General features: G+C 71.8%; 12 protein-coding genes and 1 pseudogene. 11 read left to right on the plus strand and 2 right to left on the minus strand.

Annotated features, from left to right (window positions below; genetic code table 11):
• The first annotated feature begins 21 nt into the window (after positions 1 to 21).
• Positions 22 to 1,128, plus strand: a complete 1,107-nt coding sequence (locus SSPS47_RS32270; RefSeq protein WP_164253983.1) for a hypothetical protein — start codon at positions 22 to 24, stop codon at positions 1,126 to 1,128.
• 82 nt (positions 1,129 to 1,210) lie between these two features.
• Here SSPS47_RS32270 and SSPS47_RS32275 read toward each other — a convergent pair.
• Positions 1,211 to 1,342 (minus strand): annotated as a pseudogene (locus SSPS47_RS32275) (ABC transporter ATP-binding protein); the annotation flags it as partial.
• Between the two features lie 106 nt (positions 1,343 to 1,448).
• On the opposite strand from SSPS47_RS32275, the gene SSPS47_RS32280 reads away from it, so the two are divergent.
• Entirely contained in the window at positions 1,449 to 2,750 is a 1,302-nt protein-coding gene (locus SSPS47_RS32280) for an alpha/beta fold hydrolase (RefSeq protein WP_164253984.1), read from the plus strand.
• 112 nt (positions 2,751 to 2,862) lie between these two features.
• Complete coding sequence (locus tag SSPS47_RS32285) at positions 2,863 to 3,690, plus strand: M55 family metallopeptidase (protein WP_164253985.1); 828 nt, start codon at positions 2,863 to 2,865, stop codon at positions 3,688 to 3,690.
• Here the strand turns inward: SSPS47_RS32285 and SSPS47_RS32290 are convergent.
• On the minus strand, positions 3,677 to 4,414 hold the full coding sequence (locus SSPS47_RS32290; protein ID WP_164253986.1) for a VOC family protein: 738 nt from the start codon (positions 4,412 to 4,414) through the stop codon (positions 3,677 to 3,679). The genes SSPS47_RS32285 and SSPS47_RS32290 overlap by 14 nt on opposite strands.
• A 202-nt stretch (positions 4,415 to 4,616) precedes the next feature.
• Between SSPS47_RS32290 and SSPS47_RS32295 the strand changes: the two genes are divergently transcribed.
• From SSPS47_RS32295 to SSPS47_RS32330, 8 genes are all read left to right on the plus strand, one after another.
• On the plus strand, positions 4,617 to 5,357 hold the full coding sequence (locus SSPS47_RS32295; RefSeq protein WP_164253987.1) for a PIG-L deacetylase family protein: 741 nt from the start codon (positions 4,617 to 4,619) through the stop codon (positions 5,355 to 5,357).
• A gap of 121 nt (positions 5,358 to 5,478) precedes the next feature.
• Positions 5,479 to 6,591, plus strand: a complete 1,113-nt coding sequence (locus tag SSPS47_RS32300; RefSeq protein ID WP_164253988.1) for a PP2C family protein-serine/threonine phosphatase — start codon at positions 5,479 to 5,481, stop codon at positions 6,589 to 6,591.
• A 44-nt stretch (positions 6,592 to 6,635) separates the two neighbouring features.
• Positions 6,636 to 7,622: an NADPH:quinone oxidoreductase family protein gene (locus SSPS47_RS32305; RefSeq protein ID WP_164253989.1), complete on the plus strand. Its 987-nt coding sequence runs from the start codon at positions 6,636 to 6,638 to the stop codon at positions 7,620 to 7,622.
• Complete coding sequence (locus SSPS47_RS32310) at positions 7,619 to 8,839, plus strand: acyl-CoA dehydrogenase family protein (RefSeq protein WP_164253990.1); 1,221 nt, start codon at positions 7,619 to 7,621, stop codon at positions 8,837 to 8,839. The genes SSPS47_RS32305 and SSPS47_RS32310 overlap by 4 nt, the downstream gene beginning before the upstream one ends.
• A complete protein-coding gene (locus SSPS47_RS32315) occupies positions 8,836 to 10,050 on the plus strand; it encodes an acyl-CoA dehydrogenase family protein (protein ID WP_164253991.1) in 1,215 nt (404 codons plus the stop codon). The genes SSPS47_RS32310 and SSPS47_RS32315 overlap by 4 nt, the downstream gene beginning before the upstream one ends.
• A 109-nt stretch (positions 10,051 to 10,159) precedes the next feature.
• A complete protein-coding gene (locus SSPS47_RS32320) occupies positions 10,160 to 11,758 on the plus strand; it encodes an ABC transporter substrate-binding protein (RefSeq protein WP_164253992.1) in 1,599 nt (532 codons plus the stop codon).
• Positions 11,759 to 11,781: 23 nt separating this feature from the next.
• Complete coding sequence (locus tag SSPS47_RS32325; protein ID WP_164253993.1) at positions 11,782 to 12,747, plus strand: ABC transporter permease; 966 nt, start codon at positions 11,782 to 11,784, stop codon at positions 12,745 to 12,747.
• Positions 12,740 to 13,657, plus strand: coding sequence for an ABC transporter permease (locus SSPS47_RS32330; RefSeq protein ID WP_147874667.1), 918 nt, complete (start codon positions 12,740 to 12,742; stop codon positions 13,655 to 13,657). The genes SSPS47_RS32325 and SSPS47_RS32330 overlap by 8 nt, the downstream gene beginning before the upstream one ends.
• The last annotated feature ends 73 nt before the right edge of the window (positions 13,658 to 13,730 follow it).

A 13,730-nucleotide genomic window follows, 5' to 3' on the forward strand; every position in this document is an offset into this window, starting at 1 on the left:
ACTCCCGGGACGGAGAACGACATGACACAGCACGACACGAGTCAGCACGGCGACAACGGATCTCAGCACGCCGCCGACGAGCCGCGGAACCCAGGCCGGCGGATATTCCTGCGCGCGGCGGCGGCCACCGCCGCGGTGGCGTCGGGAGTGGTGGCCACCGGCGCGGCGGCGGGCAGTGCGGCCGCGGCCCCCGTCGGGGCCGCCCCCGCCGCCGCCCCCGCTCTCGCGGCGGCGCCCGGCGGATTCCCGAACTACCGGTATCTGAGAACCCTTCTGACGCCGTCTCAGCTCAAGTACAACCCCACGGGCGAGATCATCTTCCCGTGCATCCGGGGCGTCTACGACAAGCTGGCCGATCCGCTGGGCCGTTACTACCTCTACTACGGTCCGCACGACGCGCCCGGCGGCATCTGCCTGGCCTACGGCGACTCGCTGGAAGGACCCTTCACCGAGTACACCGCCAACCCGATCGTCTCCAACAACTGGCAGCCGCACTACAAGGTCAGCCACGTCGCCTCCCCGCACGTCATCTGGCGGGCGGACCTCAAGGAGTTGTGGCTCTACTTCCACGGCGAGAACGGCACGACCCGCCTCGCCCGTTCCAAGGACGGGATCACCTTCACGTACGACAAGGTGGTCCTCACCACCGCGATGATGCCCGCGGGCAGCACCGAGACCTCGTACGCCCGCGTCTTCGCGCACGAACTGCCCTCGCGCGGCGCGCACTACGTGATGCTCTTCATGCTCAACAACAAGTCCAACCACCGTGACATCGCCTGGGGCTGGTCGGGCGACGGCCGCAACTGGACGTTCGACCAGACGCCGCTCGTCCGCCACTCCGACGTCGGCGCGAACAACATCGGCGGCCCGCACCTGCTGAGCCGCGACGGCAGCACGTACGTCGTCTACAACACCAGCAAGGAGAACGGCGGCAATCTGCTGATCACCGAGGTCGGCAACGACTTCAGCCGCCGCAACCACCTCGGCCTCTTCTACGACTCGGCCAACACACCGCCCGACAACGGGCGCAGCGCGGCACCCTCCTTCGGAACCGACCGGGGGGTGCCGTACATGGTCTACGAGGCGGGCGAACGGCTCCAGGGTTCCATCGCCGTGGCGCGCGGCTGAGCCACCGCCGCCGGGCGGGGTACCTCCCGCGTACCCCGCCCGGCGGTCCGGGCACGTCCTACGCGTCCGACACCGAGTCGAACGTGGCTGTCCTGCCGCGGCCGGAAGGGCCGACCAGGGCCACCGGCTCGCGTTCGAGGACCTCGACGGACAGGCCGTCGACGGCTGCCGTACCGTCCGGGTAGACCTTGCTCACCCGCTCGAACCGGATCATGGGCACACGCTGGACGTGAGCGGGGACGCCCGCATACGGGACGCGGCCGAACGGTCGCGGCCCATCCACGGACCCACACCGATCACCGCACGTACCTGGAGCACCTTTGACCAGCTACCGCCAGCCCGGCGTCACTCTCACCGACCACCGCTTCTCGGTCCCGCTCGACCACGCGAACCCGTCGTCGGGGGAGCGGATGGAGCTGTACGGCCGCGAGGCCGTGGCCACCGCGAAAGCCGGCGCCGACCTGCCGTGGCTGCTCTATCTGGAAGGCGGACCCGGCTTCGGCGCCCGCCGTTTCATCGGCCGGCAGGCATGGCTCGGGCGTGCCCTGGAGGACTTCCGGGTGCTCTTCCTCGACCAGCGCGGCACCGGCCTCTCCACGCCCGCCAACCGCCAGACGCTCCCGGCGCGCGGTGACGCCCGGCAACAGGCCGACCACCTCGCCCACTTCAGGTCCGACAACATCGTGCGGGACTGCGAGGTCATCAGGCGCGAGGTCACCGGCGGCGCCCCGTGGACCCTCCTCGGCCAGAGCTTCGGCGGCTTCTGCGCCGTCCGCTATCTCTCCACCGCGCCCGAGGGACTGCGCACCGTACTGATCACCGGCGGCCTGCCCTTGCTCGACGGTGGTCCCGACGACGTCTACCGCGCCGCGTACCCCCGCATCGAACGCAAGGTCGCCGCCCACTACGCCCGCTACCCGCAGGACGTCGAACAGGCCCGGCGGATCGTCGGACACATCGCCGAGCACCACCCCGTCCTGCCGAACGGCTACATCCTCACGCCCGAGGCGTTCCAGTCCCTCGGCATCCTCCTCGGCGTCGGGGACGGCACCCACCAGCTGCACCACCTGCTGGAGAACGCCTTCGTGCCCACCCCCGGCGGCCACGAACTCTCCGACACCTTCCAGGAGAGCGTCGCCGCCCAGCTCTCGTTCGCGGGCCACCCCTTGTACGCGCTCGTCCACGAGGCGATCTACGCCCAGGACGACCGGCCCACCGCCTGGTCGGCCGAGCGGGTACGCGCGGAGTTCCCCCGCTTCGACGCGGCGCGGACCCTGGCGGGAGACACCCCGCTGCTGTTCACCGGTGAGACGATCCACCCCTGGCACTTCACCGCCGACCCCGCCCTGCGCCCGCTGCGTGAGACGGCGGAGCTGCTGGCCGCCCGGGGGGACTGGCCCGCGCTGTACGACCCCGACCGCCTGGCCGCCAACGAGGTCCCGGTCGCCGCCGCCGTCTACCACGACGACATGTACGTCGACACGGCCCACAGCCTCCGGACGGCACGTGGCATCCGGGGGCTGCGCACCTGGGTCACCGACGAGTACGAGCACGACGGCGTCCGCGCCTCGGGCCCACGGGTGCTCGACCGGCTGCTGGCACTGGCGCGCGACGAGATCTGACGGGCGGAGACGGAGACGGCGCCGACGCGGGCCTGTCTCGGTCCGGCCGAGCTGGTCAGGAGTCCGGTGAGCACTGTCGGCCGGCACGCGCGGCGCATAGGCTCCCTGCCTTATGAAGGTTCTGATCTCAGTTGACATGGAGGGCATCTCGGCGATCGTGCACCCCGCCGAGACGAATCCGGATCGCTACGACTACGAGCGAGGCCGTGCGTTGATGACGGCCGAAGCGAACGCCGTGATCGCGGGTGTCCTGGACGCCGAGCCCGCGGCCGAGGTCTGGGTCGCCGACGCGCACGGGCCCTTCCGGAACCTGCTGCCGGAGGAGCTGGACCGGCGGGCCCGGCTCGTTCGTGGCAAGCCCCGTCCCATGGGCATGCTCGGCGGGCTGGACGAGCACACCGACGCGGTGATGTTCGTCGGTTACCACGCCCGAGCCGGTGGCGGACCGGCCGTGCTGGCGCACACCATGAGCGACGCCGTCCTGGACGTACGCGTAGGCGGGCGTTCCCTGGGCGAGATCGGCCTCAACGCCGCCATGGCCGGGCATGCGGGTGTGCCGGTCGTGCTGCTCAGCGGCGACGACACCGCCTGTGCCGAACTCGGTGAACTGGTGCCGTCGGCCGTCACCGTCGCGGTCAAACAAGCCCTCGGTCAGGCCGCCGCCGTGGCGCTGCACCCCGAGGAGGCCCGAGAGCGGCTGCGCCGGGCGGCCGCGGTGGCCGTCGAGCGGCGGGCCCACGTCACGCCACTCGCCCTTGCCGGACCGCTGGAGGTCGAGATCGACCTCTACGGCGCCTACATGGTCGACCTGGCGACACTCGTGCCGGGTGTCTCACGCGCCGGGGGCGGCCGGACGGTCACCTTCACCGCCGCCGACTTCGCCGAGGCCTACCGGCTGGTCCTGCTGCTCGTACAGCTCGCGAGCATCAAGCCCGGCTAGCAGGGGCTCGCCGTACGGAGAGCTCGTTGCCGTCGGGGTCGAGCATCAGCTGCCGGACGCCGTCGCTCCCGCCGGTGCCTGTGCCGGTGCGCGTGGCGCCGAGTGAGATCAGGCGGTCGGTCTCCGCCTCGAAGTCGGCGTCGGCGGGGACCGTCAGCTCGAAGTACAGCCGGTTCGTGCCCGTCTTCGGCGCCACCGGAGGACCTCCCCACGTGATCTTCGTGCCGCCTTCCGGCGACTGGATCGCGGTCTCCTGGTCCTGGTCCCACACCAGCGGCCAGCGCAGCGCCTCGCTCCAGAAGTAACCGACCTCCTGCGTACCGTCGCAGGCCAGCGCCCCGATGAAGCCGGTGTCGGCGAGGAACTTGTTGCCCGGCTCGATGACGCAGAACTCGTTGCCGTCCGGATCGGCGAGCACCACATGCCCCTCTTCCGGGAGTTGGCCCACGTCGATGTGTTTCCCGCCGAGTTCCAGCGCCCTGGCCACCGTCTGCCGCTGGTCCTGTGGGGACGAGCTCGTCAGGTCGAAGTGCGCCCGGTTCTGGCCGGTCTTCGGCTCCCGGCCCGGCAGGAAGCGGATACGGAACCCGGTGGTGCCAGGGGGCAGGATCGCGACGTCGTCCGGGCCCTCGGCCAACTCCCAGTCCAGGACACCGGACCAGAAGCGCGCGAGGCCCGAAGGCCGGGTCGCGTTGAAACAGATCGCGAACAGTTGACTGGTCATAACCCCGTGCGTCTCCGATCCACTGACGGTCGATACGGCGGCTCGCATCGCCCGCGGGGCGCAGCCTAGGGGTGGCCGCGCGGCACCGCATCCGAGTTACCGTCCCGGAGAAGCGGCCTCCGCGAGACGGCGTTCGTGCGGACCGGCACCGTCGTCCGCCGGCGTCACCCGTCCGGGGCCGGACAGGACCTAATCTGCGGGCATGACTGATTCGACCGAACAGCTCGCCCCCATGCCCGCCGACTGGCGGCGCGCCCTCGCCGTGGTCGCGCACCCGGACGACCTGGAGTACGGCTGCTCGGCCGCCGTCGCCGTCTGGACCGATGAGGGCCGTGAGGTCACCTATCTCCTCGCGACCCGGGGCGAGGCGGGGATCGACACGATCGACCCCGTCACCGCGGCCCCGCTGCGCGAGCGGGAGCAGCGGGCGAGCGCGGCCGTCGTCGGTGTGTCCGAGGTGGTGTTCCTCGATCACAAGGACGGTGTGATCGAGGAAGGGCTCGCGCTGCGCCGGGACATCGCGGCGGCCATCCGCCGCTACCGCCCCGAACTCGTCATCACCCTCAACCACCGTGACACCTGGGGCGGCACCGCCTGGAACACCCCGGACCACCGCGCCGTCGGGCGCGCCACGCTCGACGCCGCCGGTGACGCGGGGAACCGGTGGATCTTCCCCGAACTGGCGCGGGAGGGGCTCCAGCCGTGGGACGGGGTGCGATGGGTGGCCGTCGCGGGATCCGCCACCCCGACGCACGCCGTCGACGCGACGGCCGGGCTGGAACGCTCCGTACAGTCGCTGCTCGAACACCGCAGCTATATCGAGGTGCTGACGGACGAGGACCCGGAGGCGTACTGCCGTACGTTCCTCACGGCCAACGCGCAGGGGGCGGCCGCGCGCTTCGGCGGCCGGCCCGCGGTGCCCTTCGAGGTCTTCGGCCGCTGACGCGGCGGGCCGCGAGTCGCCTTTCATCTGTTTTTGGTGGTTTCGCAGCACGGTGAGCGCATCGCTCCCGTGATGTGGTTGCCGGATGGAGAGACGGGCGCGGCGGAGCACGACCGGTGACATGGACGAGAGGCACTCCCGCCTCCAGCAGTACCCCTGGTTGCCCCCGGTACTGCTCGTCGCTTCCGTCGGCCTCGAACTGGTGACCCCGAAGATCGTCAGCGGCGCCGCGCTCATCGCCGTCGCCGCCATGGCGGCGGCCATCAGCGGCACGTTCCGCTACACCCTGCTGATCGTGGCCGTCGGCCTCGGGCTCACCGGCGTCTCCGCGATCCAGAGTCACCGCGGCTACGCGTCCGCGACCGTGCAACTGCTGGAAATCGTGATCGCCTCGGCTCTCGCGCTCGCCGTCCGGCGGATGCTCGACAGCCAGAGCGCCAGGTTCTCCCGGGTCAGATCCACCGCCGAGCAGTTGCAGCGGGCCGTGCTGCCACCGCTGCCCAGGATCGTCGGCCCGATGGCCGTCGCCTGCCGCTACGAAGCGGCGGACGCCGCCGCCCGGATCGGCGGCGACCTCTACGCCGTGGAGGAGACACCCTTCGGCCTCCGGCTGCTCATCGCCGATGTGCGTGGCAAGGGTCTCGGCGCGGTGTCGGCCGTCTCCATCGTCGTCGGCGCGTTCCGTGAGCGCGCCGAGTCCGAGCCGGACCTGGTGGGGCTCGCGAAACGGCTCGACCGTGCCATCGTCCGTTCCGTCGAGCAGTACGCGGACCCGTTCGCCGTCGACGCCGCCGAGGCCTTCGCCACCGCGCTCCTGGTCGAGATCGACCGGCCCGGCACCACCCTGCGGCTGCTGAGCTGCGGTCATCCCGCCCCCTATCTCGTACGGAACGGTGAGGTGAGCCAACTGGACACCGGCCAGCCGACGCCTCCGCTGGGCATGCGGGACCTCGCGCCCGGTATCGGCGGCACCCGTTCGTACGACTTCCCCGTCGGCGCCACCCTGCTCTGCGTCACGGACGGGGTGACGGAGGCGCGGAACGCGGACGGGACGTTCTACGACCCCCGCAGCGAGCTGAAGCCGGTCCCGGGCGGGGATCCGGAGCGGCTGATCGGGGCCCTGTTCTCGTCGGTCGGCCGCTGGACCAAGGGCGGACGCGACGACATGGCGGTGCTCGCGGTGGCGCGTTACGACGCCGACGAGTCTGTTCCCACAGGACAAGCGACCGCTTAGTATGCGGTGAGCGCGTACCGACCCTCATCAGTGGAGGCCCCCGAATGCAGGCATGGCGAGTGCACCGGAACGGCGAACCGGGCGAGGTGATGCGGCTGGACGAGGTGGACCGGCCGGCACCCGGTGACGGTCAGCTCCTGCTGAGGGTCCTCGCGGCGGACATCAACTTCCCCGACGCCCTGCTCTGCCGGGGCCAGTACCAGGTCCGCCCGCCGCTGCCCTTCACGCCCGGCGTCGAGGTCTGCGGCGAGACACCGGACGGGCGGCGCGTCATCGCGACCCCCGCGCTGCCCGACGGCGGACTCGCCGAGTACGTCGTCGCCGACGAGGCGGCCGTGCTCCCCGCGCCGGACGCGCTCGACGACGCCGAGGCGGCGGCCCTGCACATCGGCTACCAGACGGGCTGGTTCGGACTGCACCGCAGGGCGCACCTCCAGGCGGGCGAGACGCTGCTCGTGCACGCCGCCGCCGGAGGCGTCGGCAGCGCGGCAGTCCAGCTCGGCAAGGCGGCCGGCGCCACCGTCATCGGTGTGGCCGGCGGACGCAACAAGGTGCGTGTGGCGCAGGAGCTGGGCTGCGACCATGTCATCGACCGGCGCACCGACGACATCGTCACCGCCGTGAAGGACCTCACCGGCGGGCGCGGCGCGGATGTCGTCTACGACCCGGTCGGCGGCGACGCGTACACCAAGTCCGCCAAGTGCGTGGCCTTCGAGGGCCGCATCCTCGTCATCGGCTTCGCCAGCGGCACCATCCCGGCCCCCGCGCTCAACCACGCGCTGGTGAAGAACTACGCGATCCTCGGGCTGCACTGGGGTCTGTACAACCAGAAGGACCCCGCCGCGATCCTCCACTGCCACCAGGAACTGACCGGACTCGCCGCCAAGGGCATCGTCAAGCCGCTGATCAGCGAGCGGGTGCCGATGGCGGACGCCGCGTCGGCCGTCCAGCGCGTGGCCGACGGCGCCACCACCGGCCGGCTGGTCGTGATCCCCGACCTGGCCGCGACATCGGGGGCGGGCGCCCGGTGACCGGGCCGGACGCGGCCGAACTGCGCCGCCGCACCGAGGACTTGCTCGCGGCCGATCCACCGGCCGATACGGCACCGGCCGACTTCCTGAAGGCCCGCTTCGACGCCGGACTCGCCTGGGTGCACTTCCCCGCCGGCCTCGGCGGACTCGACGCCCCGCGCTCACTCCAGTCGGTTGTCGACGCCCGACTGGCCGCCGCAGGAGCCCCCGACAACGATCCGCGCCGAATCGGCATCGGCCTGGGTATGGCCGCGCCCACCATCCTCGCGTACGGCACCGACGAGCAGAAGCGCCGCTTCCTGCGGCCCCTGTGGGTCGGCGACGAGGTCTGGTGCCAGCTGTTCAGCGAGCCCGGCGCCGGGTCCGACCTCGCCGCGCTCGCGACCCGCGCCGTACGCGACGACAACGGCGAACACGGCGGCGAACCCAGTGGTGGGGGCGACTGGATCGTCGACGGGCAGAAGGTGTGGACCTCCAGCGCCCACCTCGCGCGCTGGGCCATCCTCATAGCACGCACCGACCCCGCCCTGCCCAAGCACCAGGGCATCAGCTACTTCATCTGCGACATGACCGACCCGGGCGTCGAGGTCCGGCCGCTGCGTCAGATAACCGGCGAGGCCGAGTTCAACGAGGTGTTCCTCACCGACGTCCGGATCCCCGACGCCCACCGGCTCGGCCCGGTCGGCGACGGCTGGAAGGTCGCGCGGACCACCCTCATGAACGAACGCGTCTCGATCGGTGGCGCCCGTCTGCCCCGCGAGGGCGGCATGATCGGCACGGTCTCCCGGACCTGGCGCGAGCGCCCCGAACTGCGCACCCACGAACTGCACCAGCGTCTCCTCGCGCTCTGGGTGGAGGCCGAAGTCGCACGGCTGACCGGTGAACGCCTGCGCCAGCAGCTCGCCGTGGGCAGGCCCGGCCCCGAAGGCTCGGGCCTGAAGCTCTCGTTCGCCCGGCTCAACCAGGAGATCAGCGGACTGGAAGTCGAACTCCTCGGCGACGAAGGCCTGTTGTACGACGACTGGACGATGCGGCGCCCGGAGCTGGTCGACTTCACCGGCCGCGAGGCGGGGTACCGCTATCTGCGCTCGAAGGGCAACTCCATCGAGGGCGGTACGAGCGAGGTACTGCTCAACATCGTCGCCGAACGCGTCCTCGGGCTGCCCGCCGAGCCGCGCGACGACAAGGACGTCGCATGGAAGGACCTCGCCCGATGAGCACGGTGAACGACCTGAACACGGACCCGGAGACGGAGAGGGACACGGAGACCGGGACGGTCGGGGCCGCGCCCGACCTGCTGTACTCCGAGGCGGAGGACGACCTGCGCGCCGCCGTACGGTCCCTGCTCACCGGCCGCGCCGACCTCCCCGCCGCGCTCGCCCGCGCCGAATCGGGCGCGCCCTACGACACCGCGCTCTGGACGTCGCTCGCCGCCGGGATCGGCGCGGCCGGGCTGCTCGTCCCCGAAGCCCTCGGGGGCCAGGGCGCGAGCCACCGCGAAGCGGCGGTGGTGCTGGAGGAGCTGGGCCGGACGGTCACGCCCGCGCCGTACCTGACCAGTTCCGTGATCGCGACGCAGACGCTGCTCGCGCTGAGCCCGCGGAGTCCGCGGGGCGCCGGGAGCGCGGCCGCCGGCGAACTGCTCGGCGCGCTGGCCGGCGGCCGTACGGTCGCCGTGCTCGCCGTCCCGCTCTCCACCGGGCCGGACGCCCCGCTCCCCACCGCCACCACGAGCGGCGGCGTCAGGGCCGTGGCCGATGCCGCGATCGCCGATGTCCTGCTCGTCCTGAGCGACGACGGGCTGTACGCGGTCGAGACGTCGGCGCCCGGCGTCACCGTCCGCCCGGGGACCCCGCTCGACCTCACGCGCCCGCTCGCCACCGTCACCGTGGCGCCCGCCGCCCTCGCCGCCGGGACGCGGCTCGCGCAATCCGGTACGGCCCCCGGCGCCGCGGAGGCCGCCGTACGCCGTGGACTGCTCGCGGGGGCGGGACTGCTCGCCTCCGAGCAACTCGGGCTCGCGGAAAGGTGCTTGGAGGAGACGGTGCGGCACACCCGCGAACGGCACCAGTTCAACCGGCCCATCGGCTCGTTCCAGGCGCTCAAGCACCGGATGGCACACCTCTGGCTGGAGGTCGTGTCGGCCCGCGCCGCCGCCCGGAGCGCCGTCGACGCGCTGGCCACCGACAGCCCCGACGCGCCGCTCGCCGTGGCGGTCGCCCAGGCGTACTGCGGCCGGGTCGCCGTGCACGCGGCCGAGGAGTGCGTCCAACTCCACGGCGGCATCGGCATGACCTGGGAGCACTCCGCGCATCTGTATCTCAAGCGCGCCAAGTCGGCGGAGATCGCGCTGGGTTCGACCGGATCGCACCGTGAGGCGGTCGCGAACCTGACCGCTCTTCCCGCGCCCGGCGCCCCCGCACCGTAGTTCCGGCCGCCGGTCGGCTCCATACGACCTGGACAAGCACCCCTTTACATACTGTTTAATTGCGAGTCGTTCGCAATAACGTTTGATCTTCAGTAGGGGTGTGGAATCCATGACCGCCCGTTCGATACGCGGCACGGCCGCGGCGGCGCTGGCCGGTTCGCTGGCCTTCACCGCCACGGCCTGCTCGAACCCGGACAGCGGCTCCGGTCCCGACGGCGGGGACCAGGAGTCCGCGGTCGTCGGGATCGCCTACGAGCCGGACAGCCTCAGCCCGCTGCTCGGCTACGGCAAGGACGGCAACTCCAAGCTCTTCGACGGGCTGCTCGCGGTCGACGGCGACATGAACCTCAGGCCCGCCCTCGCCTCCGCGCTCCCCGAGGTCGGCGCGGACGGCACGACCTACACCTACCGGCTGCGCGACGACGTGAAGTTCAGCGACGGCAAGCCCTTCAGCGCAGCGGACGTCGTCTTCACCTACCGCACCATCCTGGACGCGAAGACCAACAACCCGTCCAAGACCGAGCTGGCGGCGATCAAGGACGTCACCGCCAGGGGCGAGGACACCGTCGTGTTCACCCTCAAGTACCCCTACGCGCCCTTCGCCCAGCGGACCGTGCTGCCCATCGCGCCGGAACACCTGGCGGGCAGGCAGGACGTCAACACCGGCCCTTTCACCACCAAGCCCGTCGGCACGGGGCCCTATCTCCTCACCAACTGGTCCAAGGGCGAGAAGATCAGCTTCAAGGCCAACCCGGACTACTGGGACGGCGAGCCCAAGGTGAAGAAGTTCACCATGGCGATCATCAAGGACGACGACGTCCGCGCCACCCGGCTGCGCGCCGGAGACCTCGACGGCGCGATCCTGCCGCCCAACCTCGCCAAGGGCTTCGAGAACGACAAGGGCAGGCGGACCTACTCGGCCACGTCGTACGACTACCGAACCGTCACCCTGCCGACCCACAACAAGGTCGCGGGCGACAACGCCGTGCGCCGCGCGCTCGACATCGCCGTCGACCGCGACACCATGGTCGACAAGGTCCTCGACGGCGCGGGCAGGGCCGCCCACGGCCCGGTCCCCACCGGCAGCGAGTGGTTCACCAAGGGCACCGAGCGCGTGCACGACCTCGCGAAGGCCGAGCGGATCCTCGACGAGGCGGGCTGGAAGACCGGCCGGGACGGCGTCCGTACGAAGGACGGCGTACGCGCGAGCTTCCCGCTCTGGTACCTGAGCGGCGACAAACTCCGCCAGGACCACGCGCTCGCCTACGCCTCCGACGCCAAGAAGGCCGGCATCGACATCAAGACCCAGGCAGGCACCTGGGAGGTCATCGAGCCGCGGATGAGGACCGACGCGGTCCTGGCGGGCGGCGGAGCCCCCGGCGACCCGGACTTCGACCAGTTCAGCCTGCTCAACTCCACTCTCGCCGGCGACGGCTTCAACAACATGGCCTGGTACGACAATCCGGCCGTCGACAAGGCACTCGACGCCGGTCGCGAGAGCGGGGACAAGCAGGCCCGCAAGGCCGCGTACGACACCGTCCAGCGCGAGCTGGTGAAGGACCCCGGCTACACCTTCCTCACCCACATCGACCATGTGTACGTCGTGAACGACACCTGGGGCACCCTCACCACCCAGGTCGAGCCGCACGACCACGGCCTCGCTTCCGGCCCGTGGTGGAACGTCGAGAAGTGGGCCCCCACACCGTGAACCGACGCCTCCCGTGGGGGGCGATGGCCCGTATGACGGGGCGGCGGCTGCTGTTCGCCGCACCCGTCCTGCTGGTCGTCACCTTCGGCGTCTTCGCCGTCGCCGCCGCCTCACCCTTCGACCCCGTCAAGTCGTACGCCGGCACCGCCGGTCTCAGCGCCTCGCAGGAGACCCTCGACCAGCTGCGCGCCAACCTCGGCGTCGACCAGCCGCTCGTCGCGTGCTGGTGGGAGTGGCTGACATCGGCCGTCACCGGCGATCTCGGCGACTCCGCCGTCATGCGCAGACCGGTCGCCGACGTGATCACCGAACGCCTCGGCTGGTCCGTGCTCCTGGCCACCTCCGCCTTCGTCCTCGCGATCCTGCTCGGCACGGCGCTCGGTGTGGCCGCGGCCCGGCGCCCCGGCGGCTGGCTCGACCGGTGCGTCGGCTCCGCCGCGTACACCCTGGAGGCCGCGCCCGCGTTCTGGCTCGGACTGCTCGCCATCTGGTTCTTCGCCCTGCGGCTCGGTGTCCTGCCGGCCGGCGGGCTCACCGACTCCGGGAGCGACACCGTCACCTTCGGCCAGGTCGCCTCGCACCTGGTGCTGCCCGCCGCCGTGCTCGGCGTCTCGCAGATGCCGTGGTTCTACCTCTACGTACGACAGGGCGTCGCCGACGCGCTGGAGGAGGACCCGGTACGCGGGGCGCGCGCCCGGGGACTGAGCGAACGCACCGTACTGCTCGGCCACGCCTGGCGCTCCGGCATGCTGCCGATGCTCACCCTCATCGGCTCCCGTGTCCCCGAACTCATCACCGGCGCCCTCCTCATCGAGACGGTGTTCAGCTGGCCGGGGATCGCGGCGGCCACCGTCGAGGCGGCGACCTCCGTGGACTTCCCGCTGCTGGCCGCTCTCACCGTGCTCGCCACGGCCGCCGTGCTCATCGGCAACCTGCTCTCCGACCTGCTGTACGGACTCGCCGACCCGAGGGTGGGCTTCGATGGCTGACACCACCACGCGCACCACCCGTCCCGAGGACGCGCCGAAGACGGCGAGCGACCCCCGGTGGCGCTCCCGCGGGCGCAGCCGCCGCTCGACCCGGAGCGTCCGCGCGGTCACCTCGGCCGTGATCGTCGCCGCGGTGGCCCTGGCCGTCCTGGTCGTCCCGCCGGTCGTCCAGCTCGACGAACAGGCCGTCGACCTCGCGCTCAAGCTCCAACCGCCGTCCCTCGCGCACCCGTTCGGCACCGACGACGTCGGCCGCGATCTGCTCCTGCGCTGTGTGTACGGGCTCCGCGTCTCGCTCCTCGTCGGACTGGTCGCCGCCCTCGTGGCCACCGTCATCGGCACGGCGGTCGGTGCCGCCGCCGCGGCCTTCGGCGGCTGGACCGACCGCGTCGTCATGCGTCTCGTCGACACCTTCTCCTCGGTGCCGCACCTGCTCCTCGGGATCTTCATCGTCGCGATGTTCCGGCCCGGCGTCTGGCCGGTGATCGTGTCGGTCGCCCTGACCCACTGGCTCTCCACCGCCCGGATCGTCCGCTCCGAGGTCCTGTCGCTGCGCTCGCGCCCGTACGTGGACGCCGCGGTCTCCGGCGGCTCCTCGCGGTGGCGCATCACCGTGCGCCATCTGCTGCCGGGGGTCCTGCCGCAGGCGGGGCTCGCCGCCGTGCTCATGGTGCCGCACGCCATGTGGCACGAGTCGGCGCTCTCCTTCCTCGGCCTCGGTCTGCCCAGCCACCAGGCGAGCCTCGGCAATCTGGTGCAGACGGCGCGCGGGTCGCTGCTCGCGGGCGACTGGTGGCCGACGCTCTTCCCCGGTCTGTTCCTGATCGTCCCGACGCTCGCCATCGCCGGCCTCGCCGGGGTGTGGCGGGAACGGATCAATCCGCGCCGCCGATCGGAGCTGATGCTGTGACCACGCCCTCGACACATACGCCGGGCTCCTCGGCCGGGGCGTCGCCCGTGCTGTCGGTGCGCGGTCTCGGTGT

The organism is Streptomyces sp. S4.7 (genome assembly GCF_010384365.1).
GTDB lineage: Bacteria > Actinomycetota > Actinomycetes > Streptomycetales > Streptomycetaceae > Streptomyces.

Excerpts from the sequence above, each read along its gene's own strand:
- SSPS47_RS32270 (WP_164253983.1), top strand. The coding sequence starts at position 22 with ATGACACAGCACGACACGAGTCAGCACGGCGACAACGGATCTCAGCAC.
- SSPS47_RS32285 (WP_164253985.1), top strand. The coding sequence starts at position 2,863 with ATGAAGGTTCTGATCTCAGTTGACATGGAGGGCATCTCGGCGATCGTG.
- SSPS47_RS32290 (WP_164253986.1), bottom strand. The coding sequence starts at position 4,414 with ATGACCAGTCAACTGTTCGCGATCTGTTTCAACGCGACCCGGCCTTCG.
- SSPS47_RS32295 (WP_164253987.1), top strand. The coding sequence starts at position 4,617 with ATGACTGATTCGACCGAACAGCTCGCCCCCATGCCCGCCGACTGGCGG.
- SSPS47_RS32300 (WP_164253988.1), top strand. The coding sequence starts at position 5,479 with ATGGACGAGAGGCACTCCCGCCTCCAGCAGTACCCCTGGTTGCCCCCG.
- SSPS47_RS32305 (WP_164253989.1), top strand. The coding sequence starts at position 6,636 with ATGCAGGCATGGCGAGTGCACCGGAACGGCGAACCGGGCGAGGTGATG.
- SSPS47_RS32315 (WP_164253991.1), top strand. The coding sequence starts at position 8,836 with ATGAGCACGGTGAACGACCTGAACACGGACCCGGAGACGGAGAGGGAC.
- SSPS47_RS32320 (WP_164253992.1), top strand. The coding sequence starts at position 10,160 with ATGACCGCCCGTTCGATACGCGGCACGGCCGCGGCGGCGCTGGCCGGT.
- SSPS47_RS32325 (WP_164253993.1), top strand. The coding sequence starts at position 11,782 with ATGGCCCGTATGACGGGGCGGCGGCTGCTGTTCGCCGCACCCGTCCTG.
- SSPS47_RS32330 (WP_147874667.1), top strand. The coding sequence starts at position 12,740 with ATGGCTGACACCACCACGCGCACCACCCGTCCCGAGGACGCGCCGAAG.